Source organism: Ruminococcus sp. AM42-11 (assembly GCF_003480145.1).
In the GTDB taxonomy this organism is placed as follows: domain Bacteria; phylum Bacillota; class Clostridia; order Lachnospirales; family Lachnospiraceae; genus Blautia_A; species Blautia_A faecis.
The window spans coordinates 16,731-31,731 of record NZ_QUIO01000005.1 but is presented as its reverse complement, the minus strand read 5'-3'; the positions used below and the strand labels follow the sequence as shown (position 1 = coordinate 31,731).

11 protein-coding genes and 1 pseudogene are annotated in these 15,001 nt (G+C 49.1%); all 12 read left to right on the top strand.

What is annotated here, in order from left to right; genetic code table 11:
• Nucleotides 1-10 precede the first annotated feature (10 nt).
• On the top strand, nucleotides 11-1,456 hold the full coding sequence (locus tag DW904_RS04550) for a hypothetical protein (protein WP_147422295.1): 1,446 nt from the start codon (nucleotides 11-13) through the stop codon (nucleotides 1,454-1,456).
• Complete coding sequence (locus DW904_RS04545; protein ID WP_118578273.1) at nucleotides 1,450-2,070, top strand: hypothetical protein; 621 nt, start codon at nucleotides 1,450-1,452, stop codon at nucleotides 2,068-2,070. Before DW904_RS04550 ends, DW904_RS04545 begins: the two co-directional genes overlap by 7 nt.
• Nucleotides 2,067-2,336, top strand: a complete 270-nt coding sequence (locus DW904_RS04540) for a hypothetical protein (protein ID WP_118578272.1) — start codon at nucleotides 2,067-2,069, stop codon at nucleotides 2,334-2,336. The genes DW904_RS04545 and DW904_RS04540 overlap by 4 nt, the downstream gene beginning before the upstream one ends.
• A 161-nt stretch (nucleotides 2,337-2,497) precedes the next feature.
• Nucleotides 2,498-5,146, top strand: a complete 2,649-nt coding sequence (locus DW904_RS04535) for a hypothetical protein (RefSeq protein ID WP_118578271.1) — start codon at nucleotides 2,498-2,500, stop codon at nucleotides 5,144-5,146.
• Nucleotides 5,147-5,282: 136 nt separating this feature from the next.
• Nucleotides 5,283-5,701: pseudogene (locus DW904_RS04530) on the top strand (phage holin family protein).
• Nucleotides 5,702-5,754: 53 nt separating this feature from the next.
• The gene (locus DW904_RS04525; protein WP_118578270.1) at nucleotides 5,755-6,459 is read left to right on the top strand and encodes a LysM peptidoglycan-binding domain-containing protein; all 705 of its coding nucleotides are present in this window, start codon (nucleotides 5,755-5,757) and stop codon (nucleotides 6,457-6,459) included.
• Between the two features lie 71 nt (nucleotides 6,460-6,530).
• The gene (locus DW904_RS04520; RefSeq protein ID WP_118578269.1) at nucleotides 6,531-8,009 is read left to right on the top strand and encodes a glucosaminidase domain-containing protein; all 1,479 of its coding nucleotides are present in this window, start codon (nucleotides 6,531-6,533) and stop codon (nucleotides 8,007-8,009) included.
• A 179-nt stretch (nucleotides 8,010-8,188) separates the two neighbouring features.
• Entirely contained in the window at nucleotides 8,189-9,604 is a 1,416-nt protein-coding gene (locus tag DW904_RS04515; protein WP_118578268.1) for a recombinase family protein, read from the top strand.
• Nucleotides 9,601-10,617 carry a recombinase zinc beta ribbon domain-containing protein gene (locus DW904_RS04510; protein ID WP_243110306.1) on the top strand — a complete coding sequence of 339 codons (1,017 nt, stop codon included), beginning with the start codon at nucleotides 9,601-9,603 and terminating at the stop codon, nucleotides 10,615-10,617. The genes DW904_RS04515 and DW904_RS04510 overlap by 4 nt, the downstream gene beginning before the upstream one ends.
• Nucleotides 10,618-10,623: 6 nt before the next feature.
• The gene (locus DW904_RS04505; RefSeq protein WP_118578266.1) at nucleotides 10,624-12,615 is read left to right on the top strand and encodes a recombinase family protein; all 1,992 of its coding nucleotides are present in this window, start codon (nucleotides 10,624-10,626) and stop codon (nucleotides 12,613-12,615) included.
• 19 nt (nucleotides 12,616-12,634) lie between these two features.
• Complete coding sequence (locus DW904_RS04500; protein ID WP_118578265.1) at nucleotides 12,635-14,014, top strand: recombinase family protein; 1,380 nt, start codon at nucleotides 12,635-12,637, stop codon at nucleotides 14,012-14,014.
• Nucleotides 13,993-14,931 carry a hypothetical protein gene (locus tag DW904_RS04495; protein WP_118578264.1) on the top strand — a complete coding sequence of 313 codons (939 nt, stop codon included), beginning with the start codon at nucleotides 13,993-13,995 and terminating at the stop codon, nucleotides 14,929-14,931. Before DW904_RS04500 ends, DW904_RS04495 begins: the two co-directional genes overlap by 22 nt.
• The last annotated feature ends 70 nt before the right edge of the window (nucleotides 14,932-15,001 follow it).

Here is a 15,001-nt window from a genome sequence, read left to right as displayed (position 1 = left end):
GGGAGCAGAGGTGGATGGTCAGAATGTGGTATTCAAGTTTGACCATGCTGCCTATGTGACACAGTATGAAAAGCCCCAATGGTCATCTCTGCATTTTGCTTACTGCATTTCCTATGAACAGATGATGAAGCTGAAACGGCTGGACCGGCTGTATTTGGAACTGACTCTGGAGGGCATCGGACCGGAAGGAAACAAGGAGCTTGAAGGGGCAGAAGTGAAAGTTCGCTTTTATGTCAACAGTATTGGAAGCTGGGCATCCACGGTCACCCCGATCATTACCACATCCGTTACGGTCGGTTCCCGGATATTTTACCCTCTGGAACAGGAGATGGTGGAAAAAGTCATTGCACTGGGGAAACCGCTGTATATCGTTTTCGCAGGCAGTTTTCTGAATGACAAAATCGTAGAAAATCTGGGACAGATCCAGTTGACAACCTCTATTGTAAACCAGCAGTCCTTCATTGCCCGGTCACGGTTTATAAGCCGTGCAGACCATGCAGAAACAGCGACATTTGCTAACGAAGCCGGAAGTGCTACCCATGCAAAGGAGGCTGAGAGTGCAGAGGAAGCCGGGTATGCCGGAAGCGCAGGGAGTGCGGTCATTGCAGATAACTTCTTCCTCGTCCCGGCGGAGGAACTGCTGAATCATCCGGGAGTGCGTTATTCGTTTGGGCTGGATACGCTGGCGTACCCGGAGAAGTATCCATATGCCTACCGTTTTGGATTCCAGAGTACCGGCAACCGGGCAAGTGCAAAGATCAGCGGTACAGGTTTTGACCAGGTGGTCGAGTTCAGCATCGGTCTGAGCAAAGAATCCGATCAGCCGCATAACCAGGGATATGCCAAGCAGCTGAGCGGCATGATGTCCTTTGACGAGATGCTCCGGAAGTTTGAAGAAGGCTATCAGTATTGTTATCTCTGTGAGGTCGAGGAATTCGAGAACTGTCCGGAAGGTGTTCAGGGTGGTGCGTATGATAACCGGCTGTTGATTGCTTATTATCTGGATGGTAAGTTCACGAATCCAATCAATGTTTCACCAGTGCTGAAGCGTACCATTTACGGAAAACGAAAGATGTATGTCTGGCGGTTTGCTTTTACGCAGGAAATACTGGAAGTAATCCGAGTACAGAAAGAAGCAGGAACATTCAGTGCCAGCTGGTTTGGCATCTGGAACACCCGGAAGTATTCCGGAGAGGAGCCTGTTGTATGGACTCCGAAATGGTACTGGCAGGATTATGCTTTTGCGGATGACAGTTTTTCCAATGAAGATATGGCAACCTTCTTCCAGAGTAAATACACCTACTGGTGTTCCTATGTGAACCACGGAAAGCTGAAAGAACGCTTTGCAGAGGTGGATGCTTCGTTGGAACAGCTGAAATCCGGTGCGGAGAAGGCAGAAGAAAGACTGAATGGGCAGGAAGCACGAATAAAAAATCTGGAGAAGCGACTGTGCTGACGGGTATTGTCTGTTGGGGCGATTCTCTTACCGCAGGAGGTGGATGGACGTCCACTCTTCAGAAGCTGTCCGGGATTCCGGTCTACAACGGCGGTACCGGTGGCGAGAATGCCAGAACGATTGCTGCCCGTCAGGGAGCCGATGTGATGCTGGTCAACAACATTACCATTCCGGCTGCTTGTGAGCCAGTGACGCTTGCTGTGCGAAAAACGGATTCCGGTATCCTGACAGAAGAAGGCTACAAGGTAACACCGCTTTTGCAGGGTGGAGCTCACGTCAATCCGGTCAAGATTGGCGAGGTAGAAGGCACACTCCGCTGGACTGGCACAAACTATGCAGATACCAACGGCATCTGGACGTTTACACGTTCTGTCGCTGGTGAAGCTGTCACAATCAAGCGTCCGACTGCGGTCCGTACTGCATTTGACCGGCTGCACAATCAGGCTTCCGAGGTGATGATCCTTTTCATAGGCCAGAACGGAGGATATGCAGACCTTACAGACCTGATCCGGATGCATCAGCAGATGATTAGCACTTCAAGGGAAAGGAATATCTGGTGCTGGGCCTTTCGTCTGGAACGGAAAGCCAGCGTGCAGAATATGAAAAGCAGATGAAGCAGGCGTTTGGCAGACGTTTCGTCAGTCTCAGAGAGTATCTGGCGCATCCGGTGTATGACACGGATGGCAAGACGGTCATCAGCTGCTATGGTCTGGACGATGCAGGCCTTGATCCCACGGATGCGGACATCGAGCGTATCAAACAGGGACAGGTTCCGCAGACACTGTTGGCAGATTCCGTTCATTACACAGCTGCAACCAAGACGGTCATCGGAACTATGCTGTATAAGAAGATGATCGAACTTGGAATTTTGGAACAGTAAGAGAAAGGACACTAAAATGAAGAAAAAGCGGTATATCGAAAAAATGTTCGAGGGGGGGTAAAACCTGACCGCCATAAGAAAAGAACTCCTCCCTGACCGGGTGACTATCCGAAACTGTTATGAGGACAGCCGGATAAACACCGGCAGGAAGGAGATTTTTTATGGGAACTTTTAAGGGTAAGCGGATCATTCCGAAACACGATGGCGTATGGAATCAGAAAAAGGAATATGAGGAACTGACAATCGTTCTGGACGCGGAAAGTGGGGATGGTTATATTTCCAGAAAGCCAGTCCCTGCAGGTACAGTGCTGTCCGATACGGATTATTGGAGCCTGTGCAGTCATTTCAACGCCCAGATGTACAGACTGGAAACGGATGTTGCAGAAGATGTGGAAGGAATGCACAAGGATCTTTCGGAAACGAAAGCATCCATGAGCAAAGAAGTATCGGAAGCAGAGAGCCGGGTAAACACCAAAGTATCCGATGCACAGTCTGCCATGCAGAAAACAGAAGATGCCATGAACACAGCTGTGGAACAGATGAACAAGCGGCTGGATGCAAACGTGACAGCTTCTACAGACGTTAAGGCAGATTATGCGGCGGAACTGGTTGATGTCCGGGTTGGGCAGGATGGAACGGTGTATCCGTCCGCTGGTGAAGCAATCCGTGGGCAGTACAGTCTGGCTGTGGAGAATGGGATCACCGGAGCAAAGCTGGCACTTGCCGGTTCCAATGGTAATCTGGGTGAGGTGTTCCCAAAGGCTGCGATGCCGGCTCTGCTGGGGGCTAAATGTGAAGCAGGAGAATTTCTGGATTACCGGATCACGGGAACTACGGATTACGGTCAGTTCTACCATCGCTTTACCAATATGCTGATGGGCAAATTCCGAAAATATCTGTTCATCTCCAAGATCCGGGAAATTTCCGGCTCCTGTGCCGGTGTGAGCTGCTACCAGTATGATTCCAAAGGTGCAAATCTGAATACTCATGTGACGAAGGTGGTAAGAGTTGCTCACGGAAATGAAATCTATGTGGTATTTTTCGGAGAGATTCTGGAGAATGCATACAGGCTGGATATTTCTCCGTGTGTTGCAAGGAATGATGCTGTAGTGGAGTGTGACGGCAGATGTGTCCTACTGGATGTGACGGGACAGAGTGATGATGAACTGCAGAAAGTTCTGTCACTGATCAGCAGCAGTCCGGTTGAGGACAGCATCCTTCAGTATTATGACACATGGGGCATTGCCGGAAAAGTCATGAGCGTTCCGTATGCAGACAGAACCGGCATTTCAGACCAGACACGGGAAATGCTGGGCAATGTAGCATATGGATGCCCTGTCTTTTCTGAAATGATTCCTTTCTCCAGCAAGTTTCAGGAAAAGGACACAATGTATGCGTGGGCAAAGGCTGCCGTGACCCGCAACGAAGACTGGGGCGTGTTCGGCGGAGTACGGCTGAGTGGTCTGGCTGCCGGGAAGTATCTTGTCTTTGGCAGGGTGGAATCTGTAGAAACGGATGACACACAGCTGGGAGAGGTATCCATTGGCATCATCGAACCGGGTATTCCAAACTGGGCAAAACGTGTGCCGTGTGGAACACTGAACAAAGCAACGCTTCCGTTTCAAATGAATCTGGTTTACGAATATGCTGGTGGAAAGGATAATCTGAATTTTGCGGTGCAGTTGACGGGTTCCAATTACACTTCCTTTGTTGTGACCATGTGGGTGCTGAACGTGACTGGGCTTTCCAATGAGGAGATTGAGGCACTCAGTCACAGCAGCATAACGGAACGTGCCTCCGCTGTGAAGAATGCGACACACGCCATTCTTACAGAAAAAGCGGAAGTGGCAGTAAAAGCGGATCATGCTGAAAAAGCGGAGACAGCGAAAAAGGCAGATCATGCAGTGGCATCTGATACCGCAGAGAAAGCTGTTGCTGCCGGATATGCGGAACTGTCCGGTAGCTGGAAAGGGAAGAAGGCTCTGGTCATTGGTGACAGCATTACGGCGGCTGGAAAATGGCAGAAGAAGCTGGAAGAATTGCTCGGTATGAATGTTGCTACCCATGCAAAGGGCGGTATCGGAATCCTTCGGATGACGGACGGTGACAACGGTCTGGATGGAACGTACAATGCAGAAACGGATAAGAATGGTGTCCTGCGGCCGCTGATGGCCGCTGACGTAGAAGGTGTCAGCCTGATCATTGTGCTGCCGGCCTACAACGAAAGAGCAACGGTACTCGGTTCGGTAGGAGACTGCTACCCGGAAAAGGAGACTATCTGTGGTCGAATCCAGTATCTTTTAAACCGCATCTATGAAGAACTGGAGGATGCCGGGAATCTGCTCTGTCATGTGCTGGTGGCAACGCCGCATTGTGCGGGCAAATATCCGTATGTGGATGCAGACGGATACGAAGAATATCCGACCGGAACTGGCCAGACAATGGAAAAACTGTCAGATACGATCAAGGCTGTGGCGCAGGTAAATAATGTGGCAGTCTGTGATCTCTGGCATGAGAGTGGGATCAACCGCAGGACTTGGAGTGTCTTTGGCGCACAGAAGAATGCTGTGAACGAGCAGTATGCCAAATATCAGCTAGATGCATCCGGCAGGGTGGTTGGAAGTGTACCACAGCGGTATGTGAACGGACAGTCCTATTATCAGAAGCGGAATGGCAGCATTATTCTGGAAAAATATACGGGATCTTCGCCGTATCCGTTTAATGGCGACCAGCTCCATTGCAGTACGGAAGGCTACGCCAGAATCGGAGAATGTGTGGTAGGATCTGTAATCCGTGCATTCGGAAAATAAATTTCCACTGATTTTCACGCAAAGTGTCTGTTATTTGCTGTGAAACAGTGTTCATTATAGAAGGAGTATTTTTTCGTAAGGGCGGCAGAGATACCGCCTGTTTTTTATGCCCAAAAGGGCTGGAAAGGACAAGATTATGCAGAATGTGATCGATAAGATTGAGTGGATGTTCGCAGGTCTGGGTGGTTTCCTGGGCTGGTTCTTCGGCGGATTTGATGGCTTCCTTTATGCACTGGTGGTGTTTGTGGTCTGCGACTACTTCACCGGGGTGTTGGCAGCAGCCATCAAGCATGAACTTTCTTCTGAAGTTGGCTTTAAGGGTATTGCCAAGAAGGTGTGTATCTTCGTACTGGTTGGCATTGCCAACATCATTGATACGCAGATTCTTCAGAATGGCGCAGCTATCAGACTGCTGTTGTGTTTTTCTATTTGGCAAATGAAGGTCTGAGCTGCCTCGAAAATGCGGCTGTCATTGGCCTTCCGGTGCCGGATAAGCTGAAGGAGATGCTGGCACAGCTGAAGGAAGAAACGAGCGACAAGCAGAACAAAGAGTAAGGAAAACGGGGAGAGGTGATGAGTCTCTCCCTCATTAGTAGGAGGAAAGCAATATGAGTAAGAAAGAGTATCCCGCAAAGCTGACAAACGGCTATTATCGTGTGCGTGAAGTCTGGGAAGATGAGGCATCCCAGTTGGGAGCGTACCGTCTGCTGGCGAATGCAAAAGCCAAGTGTGATGAAAACCCCGGCAGCCGTGTGTTCGACAATGACGGCAACGTGATTTATCCGGAAGAGGCTGTACCAGATACTGGTGCAGATGAGAGTGAAGAGAAAGCAGTCGTGGACGATATCCCGGAAGAAAAGCCAGAAACCACAGTCCCTGTGGAAGATACCCCAGCGGAGAAAGAAGCAGAGGCTGAAGTGGATGAGAACGAGTTCCCGACTGCAGAGGAGCTTCCGGCAACCATTGCCTACGGCAAACTCAAGACCCTCATGAATATTCGGGAGATGCCGGACACTGGCGCAGAAGTCGTGACCGTTTACAAAAGGAACACACTGATTGAAATCGTGGAATTCTGTGCGGGCTGGCTGAAAATAAAGTGCCCGGAAGCGGTGAGTGGTTTGGCCTACGTTCTTAACAGTGCGGATACCTATGCCTTCACAGCCAGCAAGATCTATACTGTGGTTCCCGGTGATAATCTCTGGAAGATCGCAGAAAGGGAACTGGGGAGTGGCAGCCGCTGTGCAGATCTCCGTGTGCTGAATGGGCTGACTTCCAACGCTATCCGGGTCGGCATGAAACTGCTGATTCCGTAACAACCAAATAACCACAGCACGAGGTTCAGAGTGATCTGGGCCTCAATTTTTTTTAGAAGGAGGAAATCATTATGGGATATACCAATAGTCCACTCGTTGTTTACACCAAGCTCTCTCCGAACCATTCCGGTCAGAGGACACACAGCATCGACCGCATTACGCCGCATTGTGTGGTCGGTCAGCTTTCTGCGGAAAGCATCTGCGGCTGTTTTACCAGTACGAGCCGTCAGGCAAGTTGCAACTACGGTATCGGTACAGATGGCCGTGTGTCGCTTTGTGTCGAGGAAAAGAACCGCAGCTGGTGTTCGTCCAGCAATGCCAATGACCAGAGGGCGGTCACCATCGAATGTGCCAGTGATATGAATGAGCCGTATGCCATGAACAGTGCGGTGTACAGTTCACTCATTAAGCTCTGTACCGATATCTGCCGACGAAACGGCAAGAAAAAACTTCTGTGGCTGGGAGATAAGAATAAAACTCTCAATTATGTACCTGCCGCAGACGAGATGGTTCTGACAGTTCACCGCTGGTTTGCAAACAAAAGCTGCCCTGGAAACTGGCTGTATGCCCGTCTTGGTGATCTGGCCGTGAAGGTGACTGCAGCACTGGGCGGTTCATCCTCATCTGGCATGCAGGCTTCTTCACTGAAAAATCTCTCGGAAGCAGAAGCAGTTGCAAAGATCGGTCCGCTGTTTACTGCGAACCAGAAAACCACTGGCATTCTTGCTTGCGTGTCAATGGCTCAGTTCATTCTTGAGTCCGGCTACGGTAAATCTGAGCTGGCACAGAATGCTAATAACTGCTTTGGCATGAAGACTTCGCTTTCCGGGAACAGCTGGAGCGGCAGCAGTTGGGATGGCAAGTCTGTCTATACCAAGAAAACACAGGAGCAGAATGATGATGGCTCGATGGTCACGATTACAGCCGACTTCCGAAAGTACAGTTGTGTGGAGGATTCCATTACCGACCATGCCGCATATCTGCTCGGTGCGATGAACGGCAGTAAGAAACGCTATGAAGGTTTGGCCGGCTGCACGGATTACAAGAAAGCGGTACAGCTGATCAAAGATGGTGGTTATGCGACCAGCCACACTTATGTACAGAATCTTTGCAGTATCATCGAGCGTTGGAACCTTACGCAGTATGATGTGGCAAAGGCTTCTGAGGGTACGGTTATCTCCGGCTGGTACCGTGTCCGCAAAAGCTGGCAGAATGCGGCTTCTCAGAAGGGTGCTTTCCATGACTTGGCTTACGCAAAGCAGTGTGCGGATGTCAATCCGGGCTATTTCGTTTATGACCCGGCGGGTAAGGCAGTCTACCCGGAAGTTAAGGCAAACTGCCCGTATGCGGTACGCGTTTCAATCAGTGACCTTAATATCCGTAAGGGACCTGGTACGAACTATGCTAAGACCGGGCAGTACACTGGAAAAGGCGTATTTACAATTGTAGAGGAAGCAGACGGTGAGGGAGCAACCCGTTGGGGTCTGCTGAAGGCCTATGCCGGTAAGCGTAATGGCTGGATCAGCCTTGATTTTGCCAAGAAATTGTAAGAGATACGGCTCTGTCTTTTCAGGCAGGGCCTTTACATATTGGATGGTGCAGATAGGACAATAATCGGGTGGATTATTCTCCGTCTTTCTGCACCGAATTTACTTGATAATATCACGCAGTAGAGGGAATATGTGACTGCCCGAAGAGAAAAGCAGATGGGCGGAAAGGAGAGAACAAGATGAGTACAGCAAATGATTTTTTGCAGAAACTGCAGAGCGCAACGGTCAAAAGTACCGTACAGCAGAAACAGAAAAGCCGCCCGAATGCTTCAGCAGCCGAGCTTTCAAAGATGTTGATGGCAGCGACCGGACAGGGCGAATCAGTTCTGCCGGAAACCACATCTGTGACTCAGATGCCTGTGCAGGAAAAGAAATCCTATGAAGCGGTGAAAGAAAAAAGTGGTGCAGCTGACCTCTCTGAAAAGAAGGCGGCTGCATCTTCTTTTTTGCAGGAAAGCGTTGTGCGCCAAGAGATGTCTACCCAACAAAAAGAGAAAAAGACAAAGTTGCCGTTATCCGAATCCAAGGAAAACGGAGATGCCGGAATTGCTTCCCTGATCCAGAAGGCGTTGGCTGCAAAGGAGAAAATGCAGCAGGCAGTTCCTGTTATGGAACGGGTCGGTGGGTTGAGAAGCGAGTTCGAGGCGGTCTTCCAGCCACAGGCAGAAGCAATGAAAGAAGAAAATGAATTTATTTCCACAGCTTCTTTTCGCAGGACAAAGGAAAAGGAAGGGCATCTGAACGTAGCCGCTTACATTCGAGTTTCCACTGATTCCAGTGACCAGGAAAACTCCTACGAAACGCAGGAACGGTATTTTCATCAGCTGATCGAAAACAATCCAGACTGGAATCCAATCGGGGTTTACTCCGATTATGGAATTTCAGGAACGGTCAAGGATAAGCGTGTTGGATTCAAAAGACTTCTGCGGCACTGCAGGGAAGGGAAAATAGACCGTATTGTATGCAAGTCGATTTCCCGTTTCTCCAGAAATACGGCGGATTTTATGACCGCCCTTAATACTTTGCATGACAACAATGTGACGATCCTTTTTGAGAAAGAAAATCTGGACACAGCTGATCCGACCAGTGATTTTATTCTAACGACACTTGCGGCGATTGCCCAGGAAGAAAGCCGGAGTATTTCCAGAAACATCAATCTTGGAAATAAGATGCGCTATCCGAGAGGTGAGGTAAAGAACATGGTCATATATGGGTATCGCTACAATGGAAAGATGGTCACGACAGAAAGTGGATATCAGTATAGGGATATCGAAATTGTGGAAGAAGAAGCAAAAATCGTGCGCCGGATTTTTCAGGAAGTGGCAGAGGGTACTGCCTATACAGATGTTGCCAGAGGTTTGAATTATGACCGGATTCCAGCTCCTGAGACCGTGGCGGTCAAAGCCAGAAAAAAGAACTCAAAGAAAGGACAGCTGAACAGTGATCTGGAAGAAGGATGGACTGGAAGGATTATTTCTCAGATGATACAAAGGGAACGATATACAGGAGCTGTCCTGATCCAGAAAAAATACACCGTGGACTTTCTGAACCATAACATCCAGCGGAATAATGGAGAACTTCCGCAGTATTGGTGAAGAACCACCATCCGGCGATCATTGACGAAGAACTGTTTGAAACTGTTCAGGAAATCCGCAGAGCCAATGCCGCCAAAAAAGAGAAGGGAGTAAAGAAAGGATCAAAGCCATTCTCAGGAAGGATTTTGTGTGGGGAATGCGGCAGGTTTTTCCGTGTGAGAAATTCCAAGTACTATCCGGTCTGGTTTTGTCCAACAGCGGAAATCTACAATGGAAAGAGAATCTGCCACACCGAGAGAGTTTATGAAGAGCAGATTGTGAGGGCTTTCCGCAAGGCGATCATTGAGCGGTTCCGGCTGAGCGCACAGCCCATCCACGATAATGTGGAAGTGGCGGACATCATGAGCGGCCGTTACGGAGAGCAGTTTGAAGGTTTTACAAAGGAAGCTGATGACTTTGTTCCACAGATGATCAAAAGGCTGGAAAACATCCAGCATACCGACTTTATGGAACGGGACCGTGCTTTTTACAAACGGCAGATTGCCACCCTTCAGATTGGAATGGAAAGCAGCGGGAAAAAACTGCGTCTTCTGGAAAGCCAGAACGATGTGATGCAGACCAGACGCAAACTGCTGGGAGATGAGAGCATCGACGAGGCAGTCATTCAGAGCAATGCTGAGAAAATCAGAAGGTTGAAAGAAAAACTTGACCGGGATATGGATGAGAAAAAGCATCTGGAAGAACGGTTGGAGTATCTGGAAGGATACTGGGAGGATTTGGAGAATGACCACAAGAGAAGAGAACGGGCAATTGAATGGATGAAGGAACTTCCGAAAGGAAGGGATGGCGTGGTGCAGTTTTTGAATGGAGTGACCTCAGATTACTGCAAGGCATTTGTCCTTTCTATTACGGTCCATTCCCCGTTGAACTATACGGTTCACTGGTATGATGACACAAGGACAGAGGTTGTCATGTACAGTAATATAGAAGATTACCGGTATACGGCATCTTATTTTGACGGACAGGCCATGCGGGATAACTGCTACCGGAAAAAATATGTAAAGAAAGGGTGAGGAAAAATGTCAGAGGTTTTACGATTGATAAAGGAAGCGGCGGCTCAAAAGGCTGCCCAGGAAAAGCCGAAGGGGTTAAGGGTGGCAGCTTACTGCAGAGTGTCCACAGATTCAGATGAACAGAAAACGTCCTACCGGACCCAGAAGGCATTCTACACGGATATGATACAGCGGCATCCGGGCTGGACATTCGCAGGAATTTATGCAGATGAGGGAATCACCGGAACAAGCCGCCTGCATAGGGATGAGTTCAACCAGATGCTGGAGGATGCGAGAAATGGGAAAATCGATTTAATAGTCACAAAATCCATATCGAGATTCGCAAGGAATACCGTGGATACCCTCGACTGCGCAAGACAGCTGAAACAGCTGACACCTCCTGTGGGAATCTTTTTTGAAAAGGAAAACATCAACACTCTGGATTCCACCAGTGAGGTGATCCTGACCATTTACTCCGCACTTGCTCAGGAAGAAAGCCATTCCATTTCGGATAACATCCACTGGTCTTATCAGAAGCGGTTCCAGGAAGGGAAGCCGATGGTTCATCTAAGCCGGATGATCGGATATGACAAAGGGGAAAACGGAGAATGGATCATCAATGAAGAGCAGGCGGAACCGGTGCGTTACCTTTTTCGGAGATATGCCTGCGGAGCCGGCCGTGCAACGATCATTAACGAGATGAACGAGCGAGGCTGGAAAACGGTATCTGGCACGGACTGGAACCCCAGCAGCTTCTCGAATGTGATCCTAAATGAGAAGTATGTGGGCGATTTGGAGATGCAGAAATATGTGACCAGCAATTTTCTTTCCCATAAGGCGGTTCCGAACAGAGGGCAGCTTCCAAAGTATTACATCAGGGACCACCACGCACCGATCGTCGACCGGGCAACCTGGTTGATCGTGCAAAGTGAAATGAAACGGAGGCCGCCGCTACTAAGCCGTGATCCTCTCAATATCTGCTATGTAAACCTTTCGTGTCCAGCGTGCGGAAAGACGATGGTCCACAAGAGGAGAAAGATTGCCGCATACTGGGTGGATGCAGAGTCCATTGAAGATACAAAGGAACGGCAGGGACTTCCGCTTTATGGTGTTGGGAAGATGCGCTGTTCGGATAAAGACTGCACAGAGGAGCTTTATGAGGTCGCTATTGAACAAGGCTTTATGGAGATGCTTTACCGCTTGAAACGGGATTACGAGGAAAACAAAGAGCAGTCGGAGCTGGCGGTCAAATACCGTGAATGCCAGAGGGAGCCGGAAGACCATTCAGGACGGATTTTGGAACTCAGGGAACTGCTTCAGAAGCTGGAACAGGAATGTAAACGCCTTATGAAAAAGCAGATGGAAGCACAGAAGAAAATGGCAGAGCAGGAACGGGTTTTCCTGCAGGAGAGCTTACAGGAGTCCATTCGGGATGGGAGCATTCAGATGGACGCTATTATGGAGGGGATGGATCAACAGCGTGTGGATGGTGTTTACACACCTGCGGCTGGAAGTGCCGAGGCAATGTACAATGAACTGCTGAAGGATATTCTGAAGCGGAAAGAAGAACTGGAAAACGAACTTCACATTTTGGAAGAAAGCAGTGAAGGCGGCATCATCCTGAAAAAGAGGTACGAATATTTTCTGGAGGAACTGCTGGCCCTGCCGGAGCAAAACCGCTATGGACAGAAGCTGGTGGTGCATGGTCTGGATGATAAAGAACCGCAGTGGACGGAATCGGGTGTGTTCTTGAGTACACCGGATATGCTAACCTTCAGCCGGGAAATGTATGCCGTAAATATTGAATCTGGCAGAGTGGACGGAGATGTGATCCATTACCGGACCATTTACGGAATGGAATTTACTGCTTTCGGAGCCAGAAGGACTATAAAGGACTTCAAGGATTATCGGGTATACGACAAAGATGGAAAACCAAAGTTTGCGGAAAATGAAGCAGAGATCCTTGGAGAATCGGTTCAGGTAGAGTATAGAAAGCGTCGGAACGGAAAAAAGATATGAAGGAAACGGAGGAGAGTATATGACACAGAAAAAAGTAGAAGTGATACCGGCTACAAAGCGGTCGGTGCATAACGGTGGTCAGCTGAAGGTGCAGAGCAATATCCGTGTGGCGGCATACTGTCGAGTCTCCACAGGGGATGAAAGCCAGCAGACTTCCTACACCACACAGAAAGCGTTTTACACAAATCTGATCACGAACAAACCCGGATGGAGATTTGCAGGCATTTACGCAGATGAGGCAAAATCAGGAACCAGCAGGGAACATCGTGAGGATTTCAACCGCATGATGGCAGATGCCCTGGACGGAAAGCTGGATTATATCGTGACCAAGTCGATTTCACGATTTGCCCGAAACACGGTGGACACCCTGAATTGTGTCCGCCAGCTTCGGCAGCAGAATCCTCCGGTTGGTGTTTACTTTGAAAAAGAGAACATCGATACGCTGGATGCGACCGGTGAATTGATCTTGACTATTCTTTCCGCACTGGCGCAGGATGAGAGCCGGTCCATTTCGGACAATATCCGCTGGTCGATCCAGAAAAATTTCCAGGCTGGAAAGCCGAAGATTGATCTGAACCGGATGCTTGGGTATGACAAGGGTGAAAATGGTGAATGGGTGATCAATCCGGAACAGGCAAAAACGGTTCGTTATATTTTTGAACGGTATGTATGTGGACAGACGGCAAACCGTATTGCAAAGGAGCTGAATGAACTTGGCAGAAAGACGGTGAACAAAAAGAACTGGTCGGCAAGTTCTGTGCTCACAGTTCTTCGGAATGAAAAATATGTGGGTGACATTGAGATGCAGAAGACCATCACAAAGGATTTCCTGACCCATCGGTCCACGATCAACAAAGGTGAGGCACCTCGCTATTATGTAGAAAACCATCATGTTGGCATCATTGACCGCAGTACATGGGACAAGGCTCAGACGATGCTTTATGAAAAGCCCAGCAAGGTTGGAGATTCGGTACCGGCTCAAAAGAAGAAGAGAGGATACACCGGCTCGCCATTTGGAAATCTGGTCTGCGGTGCGGTTCTTGAACATGGAGAAAGAGCCGGAAAAGAATGCGGTGAGGGATTCTTCCGTGTGACCTATACAGGTGTGGCAACCGGGTACACGGATGACCGAAGCCTTGCAGCAACTGGTGGCGATATGGATATCTACCTTGAAAAATACGCATATGCTTATCCCGTGTGGCGGTGTAAACAGAAGATGGGAAAGCGTGAGGGCGAAAAGCCAGACAGAATGGCACACCGGATCAGAAGCTGTACTGCAGGGAAAAACACGGGAGATTGTCGGATGCCGAGAGAAAAGCAGCCAATGAAAGATGCCCTTCGGAAAGCATCCATGAATGTGCCTTGGAACAGAGTTTTATGGAAATGCTGTACCGCCTGAAACGGGATTACGAGAAAAACCATGAAGCTTCGGAAATCAGCACACTTTTTCATAAAGCCTGTGAACAGATGTATCAGCAGATGAAAGGAAACAGCGTATCGTTGGAAAGACTGGAAACGCTGGAGGCCCAGATCAAGGAGCTGGAAGAAAAACTGCAGGAGACGATCGGCCGTCAGGTTACGGCCATGCGGGATGCGGTGCTGGAGCAGAATTTGGAACTGAATGAATCACTGGCGGAGGGCAACATCACATTGGACGAGATTGACAGTGATATCCGAAATGGGCTGACGGGAAATGATATTGGTACGAGCTTCTACCATGCTGACTATGAAGAAGGGTCTGAAATCGAAGCCTATGCAAGTCTGGCAAAGGATATCCGGCAGCGAATTGAGAGTTTCCGAAAGGAAAAAGAAACGCTGAGCCAGGAACAGGGAACCCTTATGGTTATGAAGAAAAATTTTGACCTTTTCATTGCCTGCCTGAAAGAACTGCCGGAACAGAATGCCGCCGGTATGCCGCTGAAGGTGAACGGGCTGGATGTGCAGGGCAGCCTGTTTCGGGATGTGGATGGAGAGCCGGTTGATGGTGCGGTCGCCAGTCTGAAACGAGGACGATTGAAGATAACGCCGGAGAGGATCGCGGAAGCACCGGATCTGCTCCATTTTGAAAAAGGTATCTACTGCGCCTTTATGAAAAAGGGAACGGTGAAAGGCGATATCGTACTTTATGAAACGAATTTTGGTGTAACGCTGCCCACCTGTGGAAATCAGAGGACACTGACCAGTTTTCTGGGATTTAAGAAATGCAGCCTTGATGGGCTGGTGACGCTGGTCGATGCCCCGTACCGGGTGTATGACAATACGGTTCAGTACCGAAGATATCTGAGAAGTAAAGCAAAACGAGAGCAGGCTGTATAAAGGAAAGGATGCCCTGTCGGATGTATGGAAATGCATACCGGCAGGGCCCTTTTTGCTTTGTACGGATTTT

Bases quoted from the DNA above. Each gene is read 5' to 3' on its own strand.
- DW904_RS04540 (WP_118578272.1), top strand. From the start codon at position 2,067: ATGAAGCAGGCGTTTGGCAGACGTTTCGTCAGTCTCAGAGAGTATCTG.
- DW904_RS04535 (WP_118578271.1), top strand. From the start codon at position 2,498: ATGGGAACTTTTAAGGGTAAGCGGATCATTCCGAAACACGATGGCGTA.
- DW904_RS04525 (WP_118578270.1), top strand. From the start codon at position 5,755: ATGAGTAAGAAAGAGTATCCCGCAAAGCTGACAAACGGCTATTATCGT.
- DW904_RS04520 (WP_118578269.1), top strand. From the start codon at position 6,531: ATGGGATATACCAATAGTCCACTCGTTGTTTACACCAAGCTCTCTCCG.
- DW904_RS04515 (WP_118578268.1), top strand. From the start codon at position 8,189: ATGAGTACAGCAAATGATTTTTTGCAGAAACTGCAGAGCGCAACGGTC.
- DW904_RS04505 (WP_118578266.1), top strand. From the start codon at position 10,624: ATGTCAGAGGTTTTACGATTGATAAAGGAAGCGGCGGCTCAAAAGGCT.
- DW904_RS04500 (WP_118578265.1), top strand. From the start codon at position 12,635: ATGACACAGAAAAAAGTAGAAGTGATACCGGCTACAAAGCGGTCGGTG.
- DW904_RS04495 (WP_118578264.1), top strand. From the start codon at position 13,993: ATGGAAATGCTGTACCGCCTGAAACGGGATTACGAGAAAAACCATGAA.